This is a genomic window from Chitinophaga caeni (assembly GCF_002557795.1).
In the GTDB taxonomy this organism is placed as follows: Bacteria; Bacteroidota; Bacteroidia; order Chitinophagales; family Chitinophagaceae; genus Chitinophaga; species Chitinophaga caeni.
The window spans coordinates 4,182,452-4,203,000 of record NZ_CP023777.1; the positions used below are offsets into that span (position 1 = coordinate 4,182,452).

General features: G+C 41.4%; 21 protein-coding genes, 1 tRNA gene and 1 pseudogene. 11 read left to right on the top strand and 12 right to left on the bottom strand.

Features of this window, described 5'->3' with window-relative positions; all coding sequences use genetic code 11:
* Positions 1 to 30 precede the first annotated feature (30 nt).
* From traN to COR50_RS17600, 6 genes are all read left to right on the top strand, one after another.
* Positions 31 to 909 carry a conjugative transposon protein TraN gene (traN, locus tag COR50_RS17575; RefSeq protein ID WP_232516206.1) on the top strand — a complete coding sequence of 293 codons (879 nt, stop codon included), beginning with the start codon at positions 31 to 33 and terminating at the stop codon, positions 907 to 909.
* Positions 910 to 926: 17 nt separating this feature from the next.
* Entirely contained in the window at positions 927 to 1,484 is a 558-nt protein-coding gene (locus tag COR50_RS17580) for a conjugal transfer protein TraO (protein WP_098195200.1), read from the top strand.
* Positions 1,485 to 1,496: 12 nt separating this feature from the next.
* The gene (locus tag COR50_RS17585) at positions 1,497 to 1,943 is read left to right on the top strand and encodes a DUF3872 domain-containing protein (protein ID WP_098195201.1); all 447 of its coding nucleotides are present in this window, start codon (positions 1,497 to 1,499) and stop codon (positions 1,941 to 1,943) included.
* Positions 1,944 to 2,047: 104 nt separating this feature from the next.
* Positions 2,048 to 2,323: a molybdenum ABC transporter permease gene (locus COR50_RS17590; protein ID WP_098195202.1), complete on the top strand. Its 276-nt coding sequence runs from the start codon at positions 2,048 to 2,050 to the stop codon at positions 2,321 to 2,323.
* 61 nt (positions 2,324 to 2,384) lie between these two features.
* The gene (locus COR50_RS17595) at positions 2,385 to 3,698 is read left to right on the top strand and encodes a hypothetical protein (protein WP_098195203.1); all 1,314 of its coding nucleotides are present in this window, start codon (positions 2,385 to 2,387) and stop codon (positions 3,696 to 3,698) included.
* A 284-nt stretch (positions 3,699 to 3,982) separates the two neighbouring features.
* A complete protein-coding gene (locus COR50_RS17600; RefSeq protein ID WP_098195204.1) occupies positions 3,983 to 4,378 on the top strand; it encodes a response regulator transcription factor in 396 nt (131 codons plus the stop codon).
* Positions 4,379 to 4,393: 15 nt separating this feature from the next.
* Here the strand turns inward: COR50_RS17600 and COR50_RS17605 are convergent, their stop codons facing one another.
* Together COR50_RS17605 and COR50_RS17610 are read right to left on the bottom strand one after the other, a co-directional pair.
* Positions 4,394 to 5,377, bottom strand: a complete 984-nt coding sequence (locus COR50_RS17605) for a hypothetical protein (RefSeq protein WP_098195205.1) — start codon at positions 5,375 to 5,377, stop codon at positions 4,394 to 4,396.
* A 343-nt stretch (positions 5,378 to 5,720) separates the two neighbouring features.
* The gene (locus COR50_RS17610) at positions 5,721 to 6,254 is read right to left on the bottom strand and encodes an antirestriction protein ArdA (protein ID WP_157760962.1); all 534 of its coding nucleotides are present in this window, start codon (positions 6,252 to 6,254) and stop codon (positions 5,721 to 5,723) included.
* Positions 6,255 to 6,743: 489 nt separating this feature from the next.
* On the opposite strand from COR50_RS17610, the gene COR50_RS22495 reads away from it, so the two are divergent.
* Both COR50_RS22495 and COR50_RS22780 read left to right on the top strand, forming a co-directional pair.
* Positions 6,744 to 6,905, top strand: a complete 162-nt coding sequence (locus COR50_RS22495) for a hypothetical protein (protein ID WP_162835070.1) — start codon at positions 6,744 to 6,746, stop codon at positions 6,903 to 6,905.
* Between the two features lie 26 nt (positions 6,906 to 6,931).
* A pseudogene (locus tag COR50_RS22780) lies at positions 6,932 to 7,933 on the top strand (recombinase family protein); the annotation flags it as partial.
* A gap of 529 nt (positions 7,934 to 8,462) precedes the next feature.
* Here the strand turns inward: COR50_RS22780 and COR50_RS17620 are convergent.
* The 3 genes from COR50_RS17620 to COR50_RS17630 form a co-directional block, all read right to left on the bottom strand.
* Positions 8,463 to 8,535, bottom strand: a tRNA-Lys gene (locus tag COR50_RS17620).
* Positions 8,536 to 8,817: 282 nt separating this feature from the next.
* On the bottom strand, positions 8,818 to 9,219 hold the full coding sequence (locus tag COR50_RS17625) for a VOC family protein (RefSeq protein WP_098195207.1): 402 nt from the start codon (positions 9,217 to 9,219) through the stop codon (positions 8,818 to 8,820).
* A gap of 94 nt (positions 9,220 to 9,313) precedes the next feature.
* The gene (locus COR50_RS17630; protein ID WP_098195208.1) at positions 9,314 to 9,685 is read right to left on the bottom strand and encodes a YccF domain-containing protein; all 372 of its coding nucleotides are present in this window, start codon (positions 9,683 to 9,685) and stop codon (positions 9,314 to 9,316) included.
* Positions 9,686 to 9,871: 186 nt separating this feature from the next.
* On the opposite strand from COR50_RS17630, the gene COR50_RS17635 reads away from it, so the two are divergent.
* Both COR50_RS17635 and COR50_RS17640 read left to right on the top strand, forming a co-directional pair.
* A complete protein-coding gene (locus COR50_RS17635; RefSeq protein ID WP_098195209.1) occupies positions 9,872 to 10,363 on the top strand; it encodes a GNAT family N-acetyltransferase in 492 nt (163 codons plus the stop codon).
* A 67-nt stretch (positions 10,364 to 10,430) separates the two neighbouring features.
* On the top strand, positions 10,431 to 11,165 hold the full coding sequence (locus COR50_RS17640; protein WP_157760964.1) for a hypothetical protein: 735 nt from the start codon (positions 10,431 to 10,433) through the stop codon (positions 11,163 to 11,165).
* Between the two features lie 3 nt (positions 11,166 to 11,168).
* On the opposite strand, the gene COR50_RS17645 is transcribed toward COR50_RS17640, so the two are convergent.
* Both COR50_RS17645 and COR50_RS17650 read right to left on the bottom strand, forming a co-directional pair.
* Positions 11,169 to 11,720, bottom strand: a complete 552-nt coding sequence (locus tag COR50_RS17645) for a hypothetical protein (protein WP_098195211.1) — start codon at positions 11,718 to 11,720, stop codon at positions 11,169 to 11,171.
* 158 nt (positions 11,721 to 11,878) lie between these two features.
* Positions 11,879 to 12,097, bottom strand: a complete 219-nt coding sequence (locus tag COR50_RS17650) for a hypothetical protein (protein ID WP_098195212.1) — start codon at positions 12,095 to 12,097, stop codon at positions 11,879 to 11,881.
* A 215-nt stretch (positions 12,098 to 12,312) separates the two neighbouring features.
* Here COR50_RS17650 and COR50_RS17655 point away from each other — a divergent pair, with 215 nt between their 5' ends.
* Positions 12,313 to 14,847, top strand: coding sequence for a cation-translocating P-type ATPase (locus tag COR50_RS17655; protein ID WP_098195213.1), 2,535 nt, complete (start codon positions 12,313 to 12,315; stop codon positions 14,845 to 14,847).
* On the opposite strand, the gene COR50_RS17660 is transcribed toward COR50_RS17655, so the two are convergent.
* The 5 genes from COR50_RS17660 to COR50_RS17680 form a co-directional block, all read right to left on the bottom strand.
* Positions 14,837 to 15,403 (bottom strand): pentapeptide repeat-containing protein, encoded by a 567-nt coding sequence (locus COR50_RS17660; RefSeq protein WP_098195214.1) that lies wholly within the window; start codon positions 15,401 to 15,403, stop codon positions 14,837 to 14,839. The genes COR50_RS17655 and COR50_RS17660 overlap by 11 nt on opposite strands.
* Positions 15,404 to 15,421: 18 nt before the next feature.
* Positions 15,422 to 15,625, bottom strand: coding sequence for a YwbE family protein (locus COR50_RS17665; protein WP_098195215.1), 204 nt, complete (start codon positions 15,623 to 15,625; stop codon positions 15,422 to 15,424).
* A gap of 53 nt (positions 15,626 to 15,678) precedes the next feature.
* The gene (gene cfa, locus COR50_RS17670; protein WP_098195216.1) at positions 15,679 to 16,824 is read right to left on the bottom strand and encodes a cyclopropane fatty acyl phospholipid synthase; all 1,146 of its coding nucleotides are present in this window, start codon (positions 16,822 to 16,824) and stop codon (positions 15,679 to 15,681) included.
* A 238-nt stretch (positions 16,825 to 17,062) separates the two neighbouring features.
* Positions 17,063 to 19,078 carry an FAD-dependent oxidoreductase gene (locus tag COR50_RS17675; protein ID WP_232516207.1) on the bottom strand — a complete coding sequence of 672 codons (2,016 nt, stop codon included), beginning with the start codon at positions 19,076 to 19,078 and terminating at the stop codon, positions 17,063 to 17,065.
* Between the two features lie 2 nt (positions 19,079 to 19,080).
* Entirely contained in the window at positions 19,081 to 20,526 is a 1,446-nt protein-coding gene (locus tag COR50_RS17680; RefSeq protein ID WP_098195217.1) for a RagB/SusD family nutrient uptake outer membrane protein, read from the bottom strand.
* Between the last annotated feature and the right edge of the window lie 23 nt (positions 20,527 to 20,549).

The window sequence follows — 20,549 nt, forward strand, 5'->3', positions numbered from 1 at the left end:
AAGAAAATGAAAGCAATATTTAAAAGCCTCATGGCAATGGTCTGTTTGACCCTCTTTACCACAGGAGCGAATGCACAGCAAGTTGCATCCAGTACAACAAAATTGAGCATGGGCAAGGTTGAGCCTTACGAAATGCAGGTGACGTACAGCAAGACCTCGCACCTCATATTCCCGTCCGCAATCCGCTACGTGGATTTGGGCAGTGAGTACCTTATCGCAGGCAAAGCCGAGGATGCGGAAAACGTACTGCGCATTAAGGCAAGCGTAAGGGATTTTGACGAGGAAACCAATTTTTCGGTCATCACGGACGATGGTCGGTTTTACAATTTCAACGTCTTTTACAGCCCTTATCCTGCAACGCTGAATTATGATTTGCTGACCATGCAAAAGACATCGGACAGGGAAAACGGCAACGATGTTCTGTTTGAGGAATTGGGAGGCAATTCGCCGTCACTGGCAGGCTTGCTCATGGAAACGATTTACAAAAAGAACAAAAGGATTGTAAAGCATATCGGGGCAAAAAGCTACGGCATACAATTCCTGCTAAAAGGTATCTACGTCCATAACGGAAAATTCTATTTCCATACGGAACTGCGCAACAAAAGCAATGTTCCGTTCAACATTGACTTTGTGAATTTCAAGGTGGTGGACAAGAAAGTCGCCAAGCGTACCGTGGTGCAGGAAAAGGCAATGAACCCGTTGCGGATGTACAAAACGCTCGGTGAAATTACGGGCAACACCACCGACCAAAACGTGTTCCTGCTTGACCAGTTTACCATCACGGATGACAAGGTACTTGTGATAGAAGTCTTTGAAAAGAACGGTGGCAGACAACAGGTATTGCAGGTGGAAAATTCCGACCTCGTACACGCCAAGCTGATAAGCGATATGCACCTAAAGATTAATTAACCAAAAAGGACCGAACAATGATAAGATACATTTTTGCCGTGGTGCTTGCCATGCTAAGCATGACGGCAGTACAGGCACAGCGTATGCTCCCCAAACAAAAGGGATTGGAAATAAACATCGGTATGTTGTCCAAAGAAATAAGCGACAATTACTATCTGAATTTGACACTGACCGTGAACGGAAAGAACGGCAATTACTGGATATGGGGTGCGGAGTACACCCATCAATTTTCCGGTTACAGGGATGTACAGATACCGCTCGAAACCTATACAGGCGAGGTGGGTTACAGTCTTCAGCTATTGGGGGATGCAAGAAAGACCGTTACGCTGAATGCAGGGCTAACAGCCGTGGCAGGTTACGAAACCATCAACCGGAGCGAAGCCATGCTATCGGATGGCTCGACCATCCTCGACAAGGACAATTTCGTCTATGGTACGGGCGGACGGCTCACGCTCGAAACGTACCTGTCCGACCGTTTTGTCCTGCTCCTGCAAGGGCGGACAAAAGTATTATGGGGTACGGATTTGAAACAGTTCCGTCCATCGGCAGGGATTGGACTAAGGTTTAACTTTTAAAATTGATTTACGATGAAAATATTAATCAGAAAGTACGGGCTACATTTGCAGGCAATGTTCATGCTCTTGGCGATGTTGGTCTGCGCCGTGGTGCTGACCTCGTGTGAAAAAGACGACCTCGACATCAGGCAGAATTACCCGTTTGAGGTACAGGTAATGCCTGTTCCAAAGGATGTGTCAAATGGTCAAACCGTAGAAATAAGGGTAACGATACAGCGAAGCGGAAATTTCAGTGATGCAAGTTACTACATCCGCTATTTCCAGTTTGACGGACAGGGAGCATTGCGCTATTATAGCGAACCGCCGTATATGCCCAATGACGTGTATCTCTTGCCACAGACACAATTTAGGCTGTATTACACCTCGCAATCCACCGTATCACAGGCGTTTGATATTTGGATTTCAGACAACTTCGGGAACGAAAAGCAAATAAGTTTCCAGTTTAACAGCCGTGATTAAAGACAGAAAAAACCTGCCACGTTGGGCAGGTTTTTTTCATTTTTAAGCCTGCTATTCGGTGCTTTTTCGTAAATTCAAAGTGTCGAATTTTAATAGCTATCGTTATGGGTGCATCACTGGTTTTAGGCATAATAGCATTGGTTTCGGGATTCGGTCTCCGTTACTGGATTAACCGCAGGAAGTTTTACAGACGTAGCCCCACCGGAGCAGAGGGTTTTTCATCTTATGAGAAATCCGTTATTATCAAAACTTCTGAACGTTTGGGCAAATGGATAGCCTATGCTTTGATTATATTCGGTGTACTGTTCTTATGGAGTTATTCGAGACAGAAAAAGGCAAAAGAAAAAGCATCCCAAGGTATGGAAATGCCTAAACCGTGAAGCATCAACATTCTTATAAATTCCTAATAAGTGGGTAAGCTTAATAATAAATACTTATAAATTGAAAAATAAAATTCAAACTATTGTCTACGATTTCTTCGTGAATTCTTCGGACTTCAACGGAATTCCCCTACGGAATATTTCTCAAAATCTTAATATAGAATATGAAGCTTCAATAGACTTAATAAAAGAGCTCGTTATTGAAGATATAATTTCCATTCAGTCAAGCACCAATCCTCATATTATAGGTTTTCAGCATTATCCAATCGACAGTCAAATACGTATTTTAGAAGAAGCAAAAAAAACTAAAGAAGTTATTCATTCATTTGGTGATTTCAAAATTTCATCAGAAGATACGGAATTCCCAATTTGCCTCTATCCAAGTAAAATCTTCCTTAGCAAGAATAGAACTTTAGCTGAATTTGGCAATGCCTGTTATACGCAACAGCTTGCACTCGGTGAACCTCATTTAAAACCAATTTTTTTTGAAATAGAAGTGTTGGATAGGTATTCTAATGACCCTCGGTTTGATTTCAAGTTTGAAGATTATTCTGGACGTATTTCTTGCAAATATGATGAAAATGAAAAGCCAATTGTAAGGGATGAGGACGACATCTTTCTAAAAACATTTGGATTAGGTTTCGATGAAAATGGAAACAGGTTGGCAGTAGTTTACTTAAGATACCTAAAGGATTTAACCGCCGAGCATCAAATCTATTGGAAAAGCAGAGAGAAATCAGGTAACTGTAAAATGCTTGAAGAATATCATCAGAATACAATTCAAGGCAATTGGTCATCTTCTTATTCTATTTTTTCTGGCTTCATTGGAGAACAAAAATGTATAAACGACTTAACTGAATTGATTTTTTCCAAGGCTCTATTTAGAAAAACATTTGAAGAAGAGAATAGACCAAAGGAATTCACTTTTTTCTTTACACCAACTTTGAAAAACTATAATGATTTCATATTGCTACTTGATAAAATGATTTCAGAAAACATCAATAAAGATTTTTTCGAGGGAAAGGCTGAACTATTTGAATACAAAGAATTAGGAAATGGTTTGGTAGAAAAGCAGTCTAAAGGTACACTACAAATTTTCGAAGAATGGCTAACTTCAGTTTTTAACGTAGAGGGAGACGGTACAATCAGTGAACTTTTTAAACCGTTAAAGAAAATACGAAGAGAAAGACAAAATCCGGCTCATAGAATTAGTGAAAACCAATATGATTTGAAATTTACTGATAAACAAAAACAAATTATAAGTGATGCTTATTCAGTGTTTAGAAATCTAAGAAATATATTCCATCAACATCCCAAAGCGAAGAGCTTTGAAATTCCGAATTGGTTGGAAAATGGTAAAATCAAAACTTTCTAATGAGAGTCACACTGCAAATTATGCATATTACGTTTGTTGAACCTTTTTGGCTTCACTATATTTGTATCTGAAAATATAAAAATCTTAAAGTGTTTTTGCTTTAAGTCTCGATACTAAAAACTGGTAATTTTTAATCCCCGAGACATAAGTAAGAACGCTCACGTTATGGCGTGGGCGCTCGCTTATTCGGGGAAAGGCGTACCAGTGCCTTAGTGTCGGTAAGTGTAGTTGCCTGCGCTTTTTTATTGCAGGAACTCCATAAAAATAGAAAAAACTACGTCAATATGGAGACTAAGAACATAAACCGAATTACCACTGGATTTATCAATGATAAAAGTCCAGTGATGGATTTAATACATGATGACCTCATTACTTCGGGGGTAGATGTTGTCTTTCGCTCTGATAACGTTGCGGACGGGAACAATCAGCTATCTTCGTTAACAACGCTACCCAATATTTGCATCATCGACCTCGATTTTTCGGATAAAGACATAATGAAGCAATTTCGGGAATTAAGAAGTCAATACCCTACATTGAAGCTAATTGCACATAGTGATATGGATGATGAAAAAATTATTAGAGAACTTGCGGAGCTTGGCTTCTCAAAATATGTGCTGATAGGCGAGGATATAAAAAAAGCCATTGACGGGGTGGTCAATAGTGGTTGGATGAATGCTTAACACTTGATATTTATCTTATTTTAAATGATGGAGTCTTGCTAAATATTTTTTGCACATTCTTTCATCACGTTTATCATAAAGTGATTTGCGGATACCATAATACCCTCCACCAATAATACTTAAACTGCCAAAAACTTCTTTTATGTATTCCTGATTTAAAGCTTCTGAACTATGAGCTAAAGTATAAAATGCAAGAGGTATGGTAGCGATATCAACGCCGAGTCTTATGATTTCTCTTGAGATTTCATTGAATGTATAATTGTAGTTGTCTATAAATTGCTGTTCCGAAATTCCGTTTCCAATTGAATTTTCAAGTATGTCTATCTGGGAGTTAAAACTCCCAATTAAATCTCTGTTTCTATTTCTAAATTCTATCAACTTGTCAAATGGTATGTCGCCAATATTTTTAGGAATTTGCAGTTTAATTATTCCACGAATAAACTTATCACGGATATTAGTATTCGTTGACTTTATTTGGGCATAACTTGTGTATTTATCGTACTCTAAATTGTCTGTAATAATACTACCATTTCTTTCAAATGCAATTGCTTTTGCGAGATGTGTCATATATAAGAAAGCAAGACTTCTTGGTAACCTAATGCCATCGGCATTTCTTCGTCCAATCTTCTCGCTTTCGCAAAATTCGACCCAAGAATTTGAAAATTTTTCTCCATAAATTTGATAGTCCCAAGTGTTTGGATTTTTCCAATCTCTGAAAATATTAACTCTGTTAAAAAGGAAGCTTGATTCGTAGGTTTTCTTTATAATTCTTTCGGCTTCGGAAATGGCTTTTAATGAAGCTTGTTCACCTTGATAATATTCTGGAGAGAAAAAGTCCACCAAATCCGTCTCATTTTGAAGCTTACGATAGTCATTACTAATCAAATGTTGTCGGTTATAGGGTATAATACTTTCGAACTTATCTAAATATAAAATTGAGAATTTTAACCATTCATTTTCAGGGGGTTCAAAATTTGGATAGTAAATGTATTTTTTCATTATTTGTTCACTCTTTAATAACTGTGTGTAGTCGTGTTTATTCGTCTATATTAACAAAGTTAAACAATAAACCTTTCATTATAAGCAAATAAGATAAAAGTAAATCCACTACAATCTTAGGTTTCTTTGCTACTTTCTTTTTCGTCTCAACTCACGAAAGAAAGTAGTCTATCCCGAATGCAACCTATTTGGAAAATGCAGGAAAGGAATGGCGGAGCGGAAGCATTTAACAAAAGGGTTGTTCCGCTTTCCGCAAAAAAGACTGTTCCGACCTGGGGAGGATCTGTCTTTTTTGCCCGACCAGATTTAATAAAAATGGGAACGGCGCACCGTTCCCGAAAATCTATGAATTATAAAATACATGACCGCTATTGCTCCAATAATCACCGCTAAACAGGTCACGGGCATAAGCCTCATAATCGAAGTACGTTTTTGCAAATTCGGGCAAGTCCATTTGCTCTACCTGTTCATAGGCAAAATCTTCCTCGTCCTTGTATTCACCTATATAGTCATTGTCAAAGTCGCTTATTAGGTCGCTTATATCCCCCTCGGATAGCTTACGGTGTCCGTTGTCGCACCATATTAGGAATGCCTCTTTTCGGGTTTCGTCCATATCTTCCAAAGCCTCCAAAACCTCAAATATGCTATTGCTTATCCAACATTCGCCGATTAAGCCGTTTGGAATGTACTCGTAATCTTGAAACATAAATTCGGGTTCTTCCTCGTCATCGTGCAACTCCCTGCAAGCATCGTAAAATTCGTCTTTGTCCGCATAGTCGGATAGCGTTAGCCATTCCCCGAAGATTGAACCGTCATTATATTTTGCGTATGTGCCGACATATACCCTTGCTTCCGATGTGTTTATTTGATGTGTCATTTCTTTACTGTTTTGAATTAATTTTTTTGATTTATTCGGCAATGAGAGGTGGTGCTGTTGTTTTGTTTCAATACCATTTCTAATGCTTATATTCCCCATGCCTGACATTTTTTTTATTCGTGTAAAGAGCCGGAGTATGCTATGTTTCGTTTCGGGAGCATCAAAGGTTAGTGTTTAGTAGGCACAAGGTTTTGGGAAAAAATACACCCAACGGGCTGGAGATTTTTTTCCAAACTTGCATGACCTTTTGCCTACGTTAAGAACACGGACATACCTTTGCTCCATGAAACGTGAACAATAGGCATATCCGCTTTTTAGGCATAACCAAACGTGGAAGTAATGAGGATAGCATTGCCGAAATGGTTCTAAACAGGCAGACTATGCCAAGTAATTCAACCCAAAGACACAATCCAATATCCACTCCATCGGTACGATAAGTTTGTCTGTGCGGATTAATCCGCTCGGTTAACAGGCAAAAATCAATTGAAGATGGAGAAAGAAAAAGCGAACGATTTAACACCCGAAAGAGTTGTGCAAATTTTGAAAAAGAAAGGAACAGAGGTCGATATAGAGGAAGCAAAAACCATCTTGGAGTTCGTCAAGAAGATAGCTCACATTGCAGTTAACCAGTATCTGAGAGGAAAACTTTAACCCAATGAACAAGGAAAACTGTTGTGATGAGAAAGGCAGATTTATACATACGTGTATCGACAGACGAGCAAGCAGACAAGGGATATTCGCAACGTGACCAAGAAGACCGATTAAGAAAATATTGTGAGATAAAAGGTATTCCGGTAAGGGATGTTTATATAGAAGACCATTCGGCAAAATCTTTCAAACGTCCAGAGTGGCAGAAATATTTATCCAACCTACGCAAAACAAAGAACAACAAAGCGGGGTCAATAATATTATTTACCAAATGGGATAGGTTCAGTCGAAACGCAGGGGATGCCTATCAGATGATTAACCAGTTACGGACACATGGCGTTGAACCTGTTGCGATAGAACAGCCCTTAGACCTTACCATTCCCGAAAATAAAATCATGCTTGCGTTCTATCTTGCTTCACCGGAAGTTGAGAACGACAGGCGTGCATTGAACGTTTTTCACGGAATGCGCAGGGCAAAAAAAGAAGGGCGGTATATGGGTACTGCTCCATTGGGATATATCAATAAGATAACAGAGGGCAAAAAAAAATTCATTGCACCCCATGATTTTGAAGCACCGCTTTTAAAATGGGCGTTTGAACAAATCGTTTCCAATAACTTCAATACCGAACAGATATGGAAAATGGTTCGGGAGAAAGCCGATGGAAAAGGTCGGTTCAGCAAAAATAACTTTTGGGTAGCCGTCCGAAACCCCTTGTACTGTGGCAAAATATTTATTCCTCCCTACAAAGAGGAAAAGGGATATTTTGTCAAAGGACAGCATGAGCCATTAATCAGCGAAAAGACGTTTGCGGATGTACAGGAAATTCTCGATGGGAGAAAGAGGGTTGTAAAGCCTAAAATCGTGGCTATGGACAATCTACCGCTTAGAGGGTTTCTCAAATGTCCTAAATGCGACCGTATGCTGACAGGAAGTGCCTCAAAGGGAAAGATGGGCAATTACTATTATTACTATCATTGTAGTTCCGCCTGCGGAACACGTTTCAAAGCTGAACCTGCCAATGAGGCTTTCCTAAAGCAATTACGGTATATGTCACCAAAAGAGGGTATGGTCGATGTTTTTATCGAAGCCTTTATAAAAGACTTCAATAACAAAACCAAAGCCCAAAACACAGAACGGGCAAATATCATAGGTGAGATTGATGCGTTGAACAAACGCTATCAAAATGCGCTTTTAAAAAACGCCGATGGAGAAATGGCAGATGACGATTTCCAAGAAGTAAAGAAATTGACCAAAGGAAAGATTGAGGTTTTGGAAAGAAGATTAAACGACTTGGCAGTAGTCGGAACGGAGATTAAAGACTTGGTAGCATCTACCTTAAAAAAGGTAGCAAACATTGACAGACGCTTTGAAAACGGCGATATTGAGGAAAAAAGGCTTATAGTGAGTTCGATGTTCCCCGATTTTTTGGAATTTGACGGAACAAGACATCGAACTCCGAGACTAAATTCTGCGATTGCTCTTATTTATCAGAATAACAGTAAGTTACAGGGTAAAAAAAATGGGACAAGTCTTTCTTTTTTAGACTTGTCCCAAGAAGTGATCCCGCTGGGACTCGAACCCAGGGCCCATACATTAAAAGTGTATTGCTCTACCAACTGAGCTACGGAATCTTACCATCCACCGCACCATTACCCTGCGATGGGAGTGCAAAAGTAGAAAAAAAATAATCCCATCCAAATTTATCTTCCAAAAAAAGATGAACTTAATACATGATTATCAATAACTTGAACTACACATAAATAGCAAAACACGCTACTATCAAGCATTTCGGAAGAACAGTCAATATCTCAAAGCATTACGCATATAGATTTAATCTATTGCATAGAAATTGGCAATAAAAAGCCGGGTATATTACAATACCCGGCGCCTATTACAATATGATCGAATTATTCCTATGGTAATTGACTCATATCTGCATAAAAGATCTCCCAGGTATGACCATCAATATCTGAAAAAGCCCTGCTGTACATCCAGCCGTGATCCTGGGCAGGAAGCGGTTCCGTGCCACCGGCTGCTATCGCATCCGAGAGCATTTTATCAACAGCTTCACGGCTCTCCACCGAAATAGCATTCAACACTTCAACATATTTCGATGTATCAGCAATTTCACGGCGCGTGAATGTTTTAAAGAATGGCTCTACTAATAACATCGCGAAAATATTTTCATCGATGATCATGCAGGTCGCGTTTTCATCGGTGAACTGCGGGTTAAAAGTGAATCCCAGCTTAGTGAAAAATGCTACCGTCGCATCTAAATTCTTTACGGGTAGGTTTACAAAAATTTGCCTTGACATATGATCGTGTTTTAAAGTTCATAGCAAATGTAGCCGGATTATTCTTTTCCCTTAGTACCTAAAAGCGTCTTTTAAAGGGTATTTTACGACAAGCTCAATAACTAACGCGCTTATCAAACGGCGCCAAGGTTAACGACATCAGCTTAAAGTGCTGGCGGGCAAAAGGAATACCGATTATCGTGATGGATAACAATATGCCGAAAAACAAGTGGCCGATCGCTACCCACAACCCTCCGAATATAATCCAAAGTATATTAAATATGGTGGCCAAGCAACCGGATGCTCCCGGCGAATATTCTATCTTGCTCCCGAATGGCCAAAGCATCATTATCCCTATCTTAAAACATTGTACCCCGAACGGTATACCGATAATCGTTAAACACAAGATCAACCCTCCTACCATGTAGCCGATAAATGAATAAAACCCTCCGAAAATCAACCAAATGATATTTCCTATAAAATTCATCTTAATTTGTATTAATTTCTCAATATATCAATTTTACTACTAAACCACCCTGAAATTCTGCCTAATGGCAAATACTACGGGTAAAACGGGGCAATTTGTCTTGTTCTTAAACATTGTAATATCAATTAATATCTCCTGTCTAGTTTTTGAAGATCATCATAAAATCTAATAGTATTTTTGTAAACCATGAACTTACCTGATATTTCCATCCGCACAAATTTGTTACCCGGCGATGCTGGGCTGATCTTATACCAACATGGATTACTGTATAGCCGTGAATTTAAGTACGATTTCAAATTCGAATCTTATGTCGCCGGCGGTTTACAGGACTTGCTGATGCACTTTAATCCGGGTAAAGACGCGGTATGGCTGGCATTCCGCGGGCAAGACTTAACGGGATTTATCTCCTCAATACATCGCTCCGACGATACCGCCCAGTTACGATTTTTCTTCGTTAACGAAAAAAGCCGGGGTAGCGGGCTGGGAAAATATTTAATGGAATTGTGGGTATCCAATTTCAGAAGCCGTCCTTACAAGGAGGCCTATTTATGGACTACCCGCGAGCAATTAGCGGCTATCGCCCTGTATAAAAAATTTGGTTTTCAATTGGTGGAAGAAGCGCCGAGCGAACATTTAGGTAAGGCCCTGGTCGAACAAAAATACGTTTTGACAAAATAGTGAGATCATTTTAGGAATATCCCCCCCTTCTTATCATACGGAATATTATTTTTATCTTCACATTATCATGAAATGGCTCGCTTTTTTATGCCTGGGGTTCACCTGCACCTGTTCTTGTAACCCTCAACCCAATTCGACATCTTCCAATCCTGATAGCTGCGCTTATCTGCCTGCTTCCCGGCCAACAGTTACTCAAATGGTGGGAGATTATAACTTGTCTGTTTACCCTGTTGGCGCTACCGATTTCGAAAAACAATCCAAGTTATACGGTGCAAAAATGATAGAACCTTCGATCGGAAATTATGAATCGGCTAAAAACATGATCGGGAAACGGGTACGTTTTAAAAAAATCAGTTTACATGGTGCGGATCAGTATCTATTGCGGCACATTGATATGGAAGATCTTCCGGTTGAGTTCTCCAAACGCGGCTTACCCTTATATTTCTATGCATACTTTCCTAAATCGAATGTCCTGAGTTTGGTTGACAGCCTTTCTACCGACTATACCATCGATCTAAGCAGCGGCAACACGACCGATTTGATTGGCAACCCGGAATATACCAGGAATAACCCCGATGGCTCATGGCGCATTATCGGCGCTTACGATGGGGAGGGTTGCGTTTGGTACACTTTACAGTTCAGGGATGGCAAAAAATATCTTCCATTTACCGCGCTCAATTTTTTAAATCTTTGCAGTATGACCGATTACTTCTGGATCAGCAGGGATGTGTTATATTATAGCACCCAGGACGATTCACTGGGTCTTACAAGTTTTTATAAATTAATTATTGATAAGTACTAGGTCTTACCGGGTCCGGTACCAGCATCTTTCAGAAATCTGTTTCAAACCGTTGATCGATAACAGGGAATCTTTTTCCATGGTGGATGCCTTGTCGAAAATATCGCTTTCCCGGATTTTTTTTATGGCAGGAATATCTGTAGACTCACCGGTAATGTACAGGTAGGTTTTCTCATTTTCGTGCCCGGCAATCGTTTGATCTACTTGTAAACGGTAATAATGCTGCCCTCCCATTTTCCAGATAGCCATTAAACCATAGGTTTTATGTGCCTTGGTCAACTCCGTATTGATTGCCCCGGGCGATTTTCCTGTGCTGTCTAATGAAGGATAATCGAACACGAACTGATCTTTACCCGGATCATAAATGGCTTTGAAGGTTACATTTTTTAACTGGCTCTTTTCTAGGTTATCAATTAAAAAAATCATATTGGGCTCTACTTTCCTTACAAAGCTTACAAACTTGTCTGAAGAAATAGCTGCATGCTTAAATTGATCCCATGTACCCCAAAAGATGACAGATATTACAAAAATGACTAACAATAAATAGGTCTTTCGCATGCAAACGATATTAAAATGCACTTCTTAACGATTTTCCTTTCCCTGGTGCTGTGAATAAAGCATTTAATGGAAAATCCGTATTCAAGATAAACATTTTAAAGATTTTTCAAGGACTTAAATTTACTCCTTTAATGACAGGCTTTTCAATTACTTACAACTTAATAACAGCGCTTTGAAACATGAAGCTGCCGAAGCATGATGCCACGATCCATATTGTTGCGGTTTACCTGTTGTTGTAACCTCCCATCCAATTGTGTGATCATGGCTATTAACCGCTCTTCCCCTGCTAACAATTGATCTACTTTATGTTCTAATTGCGCTATTTTCTCCAACAGCATCCGTTCGCTGGCTGTTAAGTTAAGGTTGTCGTTTGCCATAACAATTGATTTTATAACAAAAATAGTCGCCCCACCCCGTTTAAATATTGATCCAAGTTTGTTGGCTACATGAGTTAAATCAACTTATTATATAAAACAATTTGTAGATTAGTATTGTTATATCTAATTATTTAAATGATAATTATAAATATATAAATAAATATAAATCAACTTCTTAAATCAAAGCGCTATTATTAAGGTCTAATTAAATTAATATGCCGGAACATTTAGATATTCAACAATTACTAGATCAAGGTTTGAACAGCGAGGATGCGAAACGATTGCAAGAACAATTCGGCAAAAACCGCTTTAAGGAAGCTGGCCCCGGGCGTTTGGGAAACATACTGCTTGGTCTCGTCAAAGAACCGATGTTCATAATACTGATGGTTGCCTGTTGCTTGTACTTTATCCTCGGTGAATTGACTGAAGGTTTCATGATGTTTACGGCGATTATAATCGTTACGGCCATCTCGATCTACCAAGAGGTAAAAAGCACCAGGGCCTTGGCGGCCTTGGAGAAATACACGGCCCCGTTATCAACCCTGGTCCGCGACAGAAAACAGCTTCAAGTGGCCAGCGAGGATATCGTACCGGGTGACCTGTTGCTGCTGAGCGAAGGGGATCAAGTTCCGGCGGATGGTAATATTATCATTGCGAATGATTTAAGTGTAAATGAGTCGGTCATCACGGGGGAGTCTATGCCGGTGGAGAAATCACGGGGCGCAAACGGTCAATTATTTCAAGGCAGCACTATTAATTCCGGGTCATGTGCAGTAAAAGTTACTGCCATCGGTAATTCCACCAGCCTGGGTAAGTTGGGGAAACTCGTTAATGAAACCAAATCGAGCCCCACTTTACTACAGAAACAAACGCAAAGAGTTGTTACCGTATTAGCCAGTTTCGGCGTGGTGGGGTTCCTCGTTATATTTTTTATCAACTTTAGCAGGAATGGCGACCTGGTCAATAGCTTACTACTTGGCCTTACCTTGGCCATGGCTGCAATTCCTGAAGAGATACCGGTGGCCTTCTCTTCCTTCATGGCCCTGGGTGCATATACCATGAGCCAAATGGGAATCGTGCCCAAACAACCGCAAATCGTGGAACATATCGGGGCCACCAGCGTTCTTTGCCTCGATAAAACGGGGACGATTACAGAAAATAAAATGCAGGTTGCCAGCGTGTACCACTTTGATCAGGATCAATTAATTGATATCCATGCCGGGCAAAAATACCCGGCGGACAGTGTAATAAAAATAGCCACACTTGCCAGCGAGCGATTCCCTTTCGATACGATGGAACAGGCCATATGGAAAGCTTACGGTGATGATGAAGCATCCCGCAACACGATCCCGGCCATGATTCATGAATACCCGCTGGGCGGAAAGCCCCCGATGATGACGCATGTTTACCGCTGGCAAAATGAAATTTTAGCTGCGGGAAAAGGCGCCGTAGAGCGTATTTTACGGATATGTAAACTTCCCACGGCACAACAACATAAAATACAGGAGATCGCCAACCGGGAAGGCGCTAAAGGGTACCGCGTTTTAGGAGTTGCCAAGGCAATGCTTTCCCAAGGCGTTTACCCCGAAAGCCAAGATGACTTTGCATGGGAGTTCACCGGGCTAATTTGCTTGTTCGACCCTCCAAGGAAGGATGCTCCCATTACTATCGAGGCCATGAACGATGCCGGTATCAATGTAAAATTAATTACCGGCGATTTCGAAGCAACGGCTAAATTCATTGCCCAAAGCATCGGGTTGGAAACGGGTGATTCAATTATTAGCGGCGATAAAGTACTGGATGCCGATGAAACGGAACTAAGGTCGATGGTGCGGGAATCAAACTTATTCGTAAGGATGTTCCCCGAAGCGAAACTCAAGGTGATCAATGCATTGAAAGCAAATGGTGAAATTGTCGCGATGACCGGGGACGGCGTCAATGATGGGCCCGCATTGAAGGCTGCACATATCGGCATCGCGATGGGTAAAAAAGGTACGGAGATCGCCAAACTAGCTGCCAACCTCGTCATTACCAACGATCAACTGTCGATGATACCTGCCGCGGTTTCCCATGGCAGACAGATTTACCAGAATATCAAGAAAGCGATCAGGTATATTATCGCGATCCACATACCGATTATCTTGATGGCAACATTACCTTTAGTATTAGGCTGGAAGTACCCCAATATTTTCAGCCCTATTCATATTATATTCCTGGAGCTTATCATGGGACCTACTTGCTCGCTCTTCTTTCAAAAAGAACCGGTCGAAGGGGATATCATGAAACGTCCACCACGAAAAATTAAAAAGAATTTATTCAGTGCGGAAGAATTAACCGTTGCGCTGGTTCAGGGTATTGCCATAACCATCGGCCTAGCTATTTTATACTTGCAACACCTCGACAGCAGTATTATTTTACCGCGGAGTATGGTATTTATGACGTTTCTCTTTACAAACATATTCCTAACCTTCGTTTGTAGATCATTTACAGCAACATTTTTTACAACCATCCGTTATAAAAACAGTTTATCGGGTATCGTTTTATTGGCATCCATACTATTTATTATTCTGGTAGGATTTGTAGCTCCGATCCGTTCCTTTTTCGGGATGCAATTACTTACAATACCCCAATTATTCCAATGTTTCTGGGTTGCCTTGGTGAGTGTTGGGTGGTACGAAGTGTATAAATTTGCAAGGAAGGTTACCAGGCAGGATAAGCCGGTCATTAAGGAGATAAAAATTAATCAATGATGATATCAAGATGATCTACTAGGCCGGAGATGTTGTTATTAGAAAACCGGGTCTTGGATAGCTTATTTTTTTGAGGATCGATGGAAAAATGGAAGGCGGTACTTAAATCTGCCTTGCCGAGGTTCGTTTGATCGAATATAGCATGTGTCAAGTCCGTATTTTTAAACAGCGCTTGGGTCAAGTCGGCTCCCGTGAAATCAGCCTCCTTCAGTTGGCAGCTGATAAATGAGGTAGCTTTTATCTTACATTCAAAAAAACTTGCCAAATCCAGCAGGCATTGATCAAAACGAAAACTTAATAAGAAAGGATTGCAACGGTCGAAGCGCATACCTAGCAACTTGCAGTCTTTGAATGAAGCCTCCCGGAAGGCGGTTCCCTGTATGCTAACCATGCTAAAATCGCAATTTTCAAAACCGCAATCGGTAAATACTGCCCCGTTAAGCGTTTGCCCGCTGAAGTTACAGGATTTAAATTGGCATTGTTCGTATTCAGCGATTTCAAAACCCCGGTCGGCAAAATCTACCTCGCTAAATACCTTATCTACATAATATTCCATGCCCGTATTCAAATAATTTTAATCTTCTTCGGGTATAATTTCCACTACCCTACCGATTTGCCCATCATCCAGTCGCACTTTGATACCCCGGCTATGGTAAGGTGATTTTGTAAGGATGTTCTTTACAAAACCGTATGTTACAATCCCGGTTCGCTGGTCTTTTTTTAGAATAATTCCGACCTCCAAGCCGGGATAAATATCGCTTCTCGTTTTACCATCCATATTTTGATCAATTACGCCGTAAAACTACAGAATGTGTTTTGAAGTTCCCAAACTTAATACATGGTACTGTCCTTTTTAGTAGTATGCCTTTCAAACCGGTAACCTCCCGGGACACCATTTTTTGAAAGGACCACTTGCCAAAGCTGGCTGTTCCTGGCACGGAAGGTTGCCGCACATGATAACAGGTAATATTCCCACATGCGGAAAAAAGTTTCATCGTATTTTGAAGCCAGTTCGTTCCAATGTTCTTTAAAATTGTGATACCAGGTCATCAACGTCTTGTCATAATCGGCACTGTAATTTTCCCAGTGTTCCATTACGAACAATCCTTCGATGGCTTTCCCGATTTGGCCGATTGATGGCAACATTGAGTTCGGGAAAATATATTTATGTATCCATGGATCTGTAAACACGGAAGACCGGTTTGACCCTATCGTGTGTAATAAAAACAAACCACCATCATGTAAACATTTCCGGGCAATTTCCATGTAAGCGCGGTAATTTTTATACCCGACATGTTCGAACATACCCAAGGAAACTATCGCATCGTATTGGCCAGACAGGTCGCGGTAATCCATCAATTTTATGACTACCGGCAGGCCTTTACATCGATCTTTAGCAAGTGCTGCCTGTTCCTTGGAGATCGTGATACCTGTAACTTTCACGTCATAGCGTTCTGCCGCAAACTGTGCGAAACTTCCCCAACCACAACCGATATCCAATACATGCATCCCCGGTTTTAAATGAACTTTTTGACATGATATGTCCAACTTCTGCTCTTGTGCTGCATCCAAGGTCTTGACGCCATCCCAAAATGCACAGGTATACGTCATCCGCTTATCCAGCATCCGCTCGAATAAGTCGTTCCCGATATCGTAATGCCGGCTACCATTTTTGAAGGCCTGTATATGCCCCTGGTGATTGAACAGCTTCGCCAGGAAAATATGCTTTTTTAACGATAGGCTTTTGTGGATCTTCTCGTCTAACCTGGCAGACAATACTTTTGCGATGAAAGCATCGGGCTGCGGACTGCTCCACCAATTTTGCATATAACTTTCACCGATAGCCAAGGAGCCTTGTTGAATTACCAAGGGAAAGAAATTTTCATTACGTACTTTGATATCCCAAGGGTGTTCTCCATTAATTACAACTCCTGCTGAATCTAATAATTGGGTGATAATACTTTTTGAACGGTTCATCGGGTCCTGTTTTTGTCAAGTCAAAGGTTTCACATTCGTATTGACGACGAACCGGATAAGAAGGTGTGGCAATGTTGGTATTTGGTGAGATGCTGCGATCTTATGCGGGATCGTCTTTTTTAATAACAATAATTCGGGGGAGATGGTTCATGGGGAGGAGATATATGCGGAGATGTATGCGGAGGTAGAGTCAAGGCATGCCTTGACTCTACGGTTGCACATACATACGGGGATGATATCAAGATCGTGGCACCAACAAAATGGCATCGGCCACCACCTTTCCATCTGCATCTTTGCCCATCACTTCAATGTAAGCTTCGCTTCCTTTTGAAAATTCATATGTACCCAAGGAAACCCATTCCCCTGAAGTTTGCCCTTCTACCTTTACATCGGCAGGTATCAATGGCACTTCCGTGGTCTTTTGACCATCAAAAACCTGGATATGATTCTTGGTGGAGATGTCTTTCACTTTAGGTAAATATGTATACAGTTCATACTTGCCCGCGGTTTGAACCTGGGGGGTAAATTTTACCGAGGCAGTAGCATCGTTCTTTTCTAATACCAACATCGAAGGACCGTAAGCGCCCCGGTTAACAAGCTGCCAATCGCCCTTTACCGTTACCGCATCTTTGTTGTCATTATCAACCAATACATCGGAAGTTTTGCCACTTGCCAATGGATTGGACTTTAATTGTTGTTGCAGTGATGTTACATCTACATCTTGTACGGCAACGTTCTTGTCGATGGCCATTACGGCGGCGGTAGCCGCAGACTGTCCCAGTACCATAAATACGGGTTCCATCCTGATAGAGCCGTACGCAATATGCGTAGCTGACAAACATACCGGCACAAAAAGATTTTCGCACTCCGTTTTCTTTGGTATAATTGACCTGTAAGAAATCGGGTAAGGTCCGAATCCGCCGATTTGCACATCACCTTCATTTTTCACCATCCCGTTTACAACTACCCGTTGGCAATTGTGAGAATCCATCGTGTACGCTGCCATTCCAATTCCATCTTTTACAACTTCCTTGCTTTCGCAGTTGGCTTGGGTCATCACGTAAGCGCCCACCATGCGGCGGCATTCTCTAACATACATTTGGGGGCTCCAGTTTCCATTACCAGTATACTCATCTTTCGGATACCCCCATTTAAGCATTTCTTCTCTCAAATGTTCCGGCATCCTGGGATCGTGGCCGATGAAATATAATAGTCCCTTGGTATAATCTTCATGCGCTTTTTGAATCTCGGCACGTTTGGCGTAGCTGGCTTCAGGATAATCATAATTCATCCCGATCATATCGGTAGAGAAAGGTCCGTTGTTGTTGATGTCCGTCTTGTGATTCGGCATCAGGTCAAACTTCAGGAATCCCCAAAGATTCCCTACAGGTCGTTTTGCCAATACGCGTAATAACAACTCGTATTTCGTTGAATCGTAATGTTCCGGCCTGGTAATGGGAATCATATTAGCGGGATCATCAGACAAGCAAAGTCTGAAGTTATAAGACTGCACCTTTTTATCACCTGAACCTTGTTCAGCTAAAGGTTCATCGCTAATTCCCCAAACTAGACCGCTTGAAGGATCACCCGGCGTTTTATATGGATCGATGCTATCCGGAAACTGGTGCTTTTCACGCATCTGTACGCCGTTGTAGGTTTCATCGTATTGAGCATTCGCTTCACGGCCTACCGTGTATGACACACCTGCCTTAGCCATCAGGTCGCCTTCGTAAGAGCAATCGATAAACATCTTGGCTTTCACTTTACCTACCGTAGCTTCATTGCCGGCCGATTGTTCCAGTTGAATTACGGATATCTTGGCGCCATCTTTCTCTACCCCTGCCAAGCGATGTTCGTATAACACGTCTATACCGGCTTCATCAACATATTGTTGATATACGGCTAGCGCTACACTCGGCTCGAAAATCCATTGTTCCAGTTTGCCGTAATGTTTACCTACACGGCGGTAAAAATCTAGCGATAATCCTGATATGGCAAATTTGTTCCCGATATCAGTATAGCCCAATCCACCGGAAGTTAAGCCACCCAACCTTTTGCCGGGCTCAATCAACAATACCGATTTGTTTTGCATCTTGGCCGTGTAAGCCGCGATAACACCGGCAGAAGTTCCGCCGTAAATGCAAACATCTACTTCCTTGATGTTATCCGTGGATTGTTTGCAGGAAAACATCAGGCTCGTGCAAGCGATGATCCAGCAAAAATTCGCGATAAATTTCATCTTCAATACATTCATAATTAATATCCTGGGTTTTGGTCAGTATTTGGATCGATGGCCTTATTGTAGTTATATTCATCCGTGGGAATAGGCCATAATAATTGTTTTTCTTGCATCGTGATGCCCAGCATATCTTGGATAACTTCCTGCGCGATTCCAAGACGTTTCAGATCAAACCAATGCTTCCCTTCTAAGCAATCTTCATAAGCCCTTTCCCTAACTACCAAGTCAATAAAAGCCTGTTTTGTGCTATAGTCAGATAATTTAAAATCTATCGCGGGATCCGCGACTGTTGAAGGTTTCCCGTATGCGCGGCGGTGTACCATGTTCAATTTTTCCATCGCATCCGCATCAGGAGCAGCGTCTTGTGCTACGCATTCGGCATAAAACAACAATACATCTGCATAGCGGTATAACGGGAAATCATTCCCCGCGCCGGTAGTTGTAGTACGGTCGCTGAATTTTTTATTCAGTATAGTAGTGGGTCCTAAACCGAAGGTTTGAGAATACCAGTTAAATTGATAACGTAGATCATTCTTATCCCATTGCTTCACGAATAAATTTTCTTCCGAATCACTATAAAATGTATAATAACCACCGGGAGGAAAATAGCCTGCGCCCGGATAATGTGCATATCTAGGGAGTTCAAACCCTTGCCCGGATGGCGTGCGCGAGTATTTAAGGTAAAGTATCTCTTCGGGAGTTTCCACAACTTCAGGACCGTAGATTTTATCGAAATCATCCGCGGCAGCCACTTCCACGAGGGAGAATTTACCGGAGCTTATTACTTCGGCGGCCTTGGTTTTAGCCAAGCCATATTGATGTAAGTTCATATATACATCGGTCAAGATAGTTTTGGCAACCCACTTGGATGGTGTTCCCTGCAAACGGGGTACATCTTCCAAGTTCTCTTCCGCATATTTGAGATCCGAAACGATGAAGTCGTACACTTCTTGCTGGCCTGCACGGCGCAGGTTTATAGAGTCGATATTCGTTTCGGTTCTTAACGGTACACCGCCCCAGTTCCTCACCAGGTGAAAATACCAAAGGGCTCTCAAGCACCTTGCTTCCGCGATGTATTTGGCCTTTTGCTCCCCTGTTAGCTGGGTACCATCGGGAGTACGCGAGATCACGATATTCGCATTCCGGATAGATTGATAGAACAAGGTCCACATCCCGCCGACACGCGTGATATTCGTATTATCTAACCCCTTGTAATCATTCAAGGGAGCATGGCTTCCACGGCCATACATATATTCTGTATAAATTTCGAGCTGGCATTGATACAAGGCACCGAAAGCGCCCGTACCACGGATAGGGATATAAATCGCGTTAAGTCCAGCCTCTACTTCCGCCGGGGTATTATAAAAGACTTCCGCGGCGATCGATTTGGGATGTTCTTCTAACTCCTTACTACAGGAAGAAAACAAACCACAAGCCAATATATAGAACAAATATTTTTTCATCTTATAACAGTTTTAATCATTCA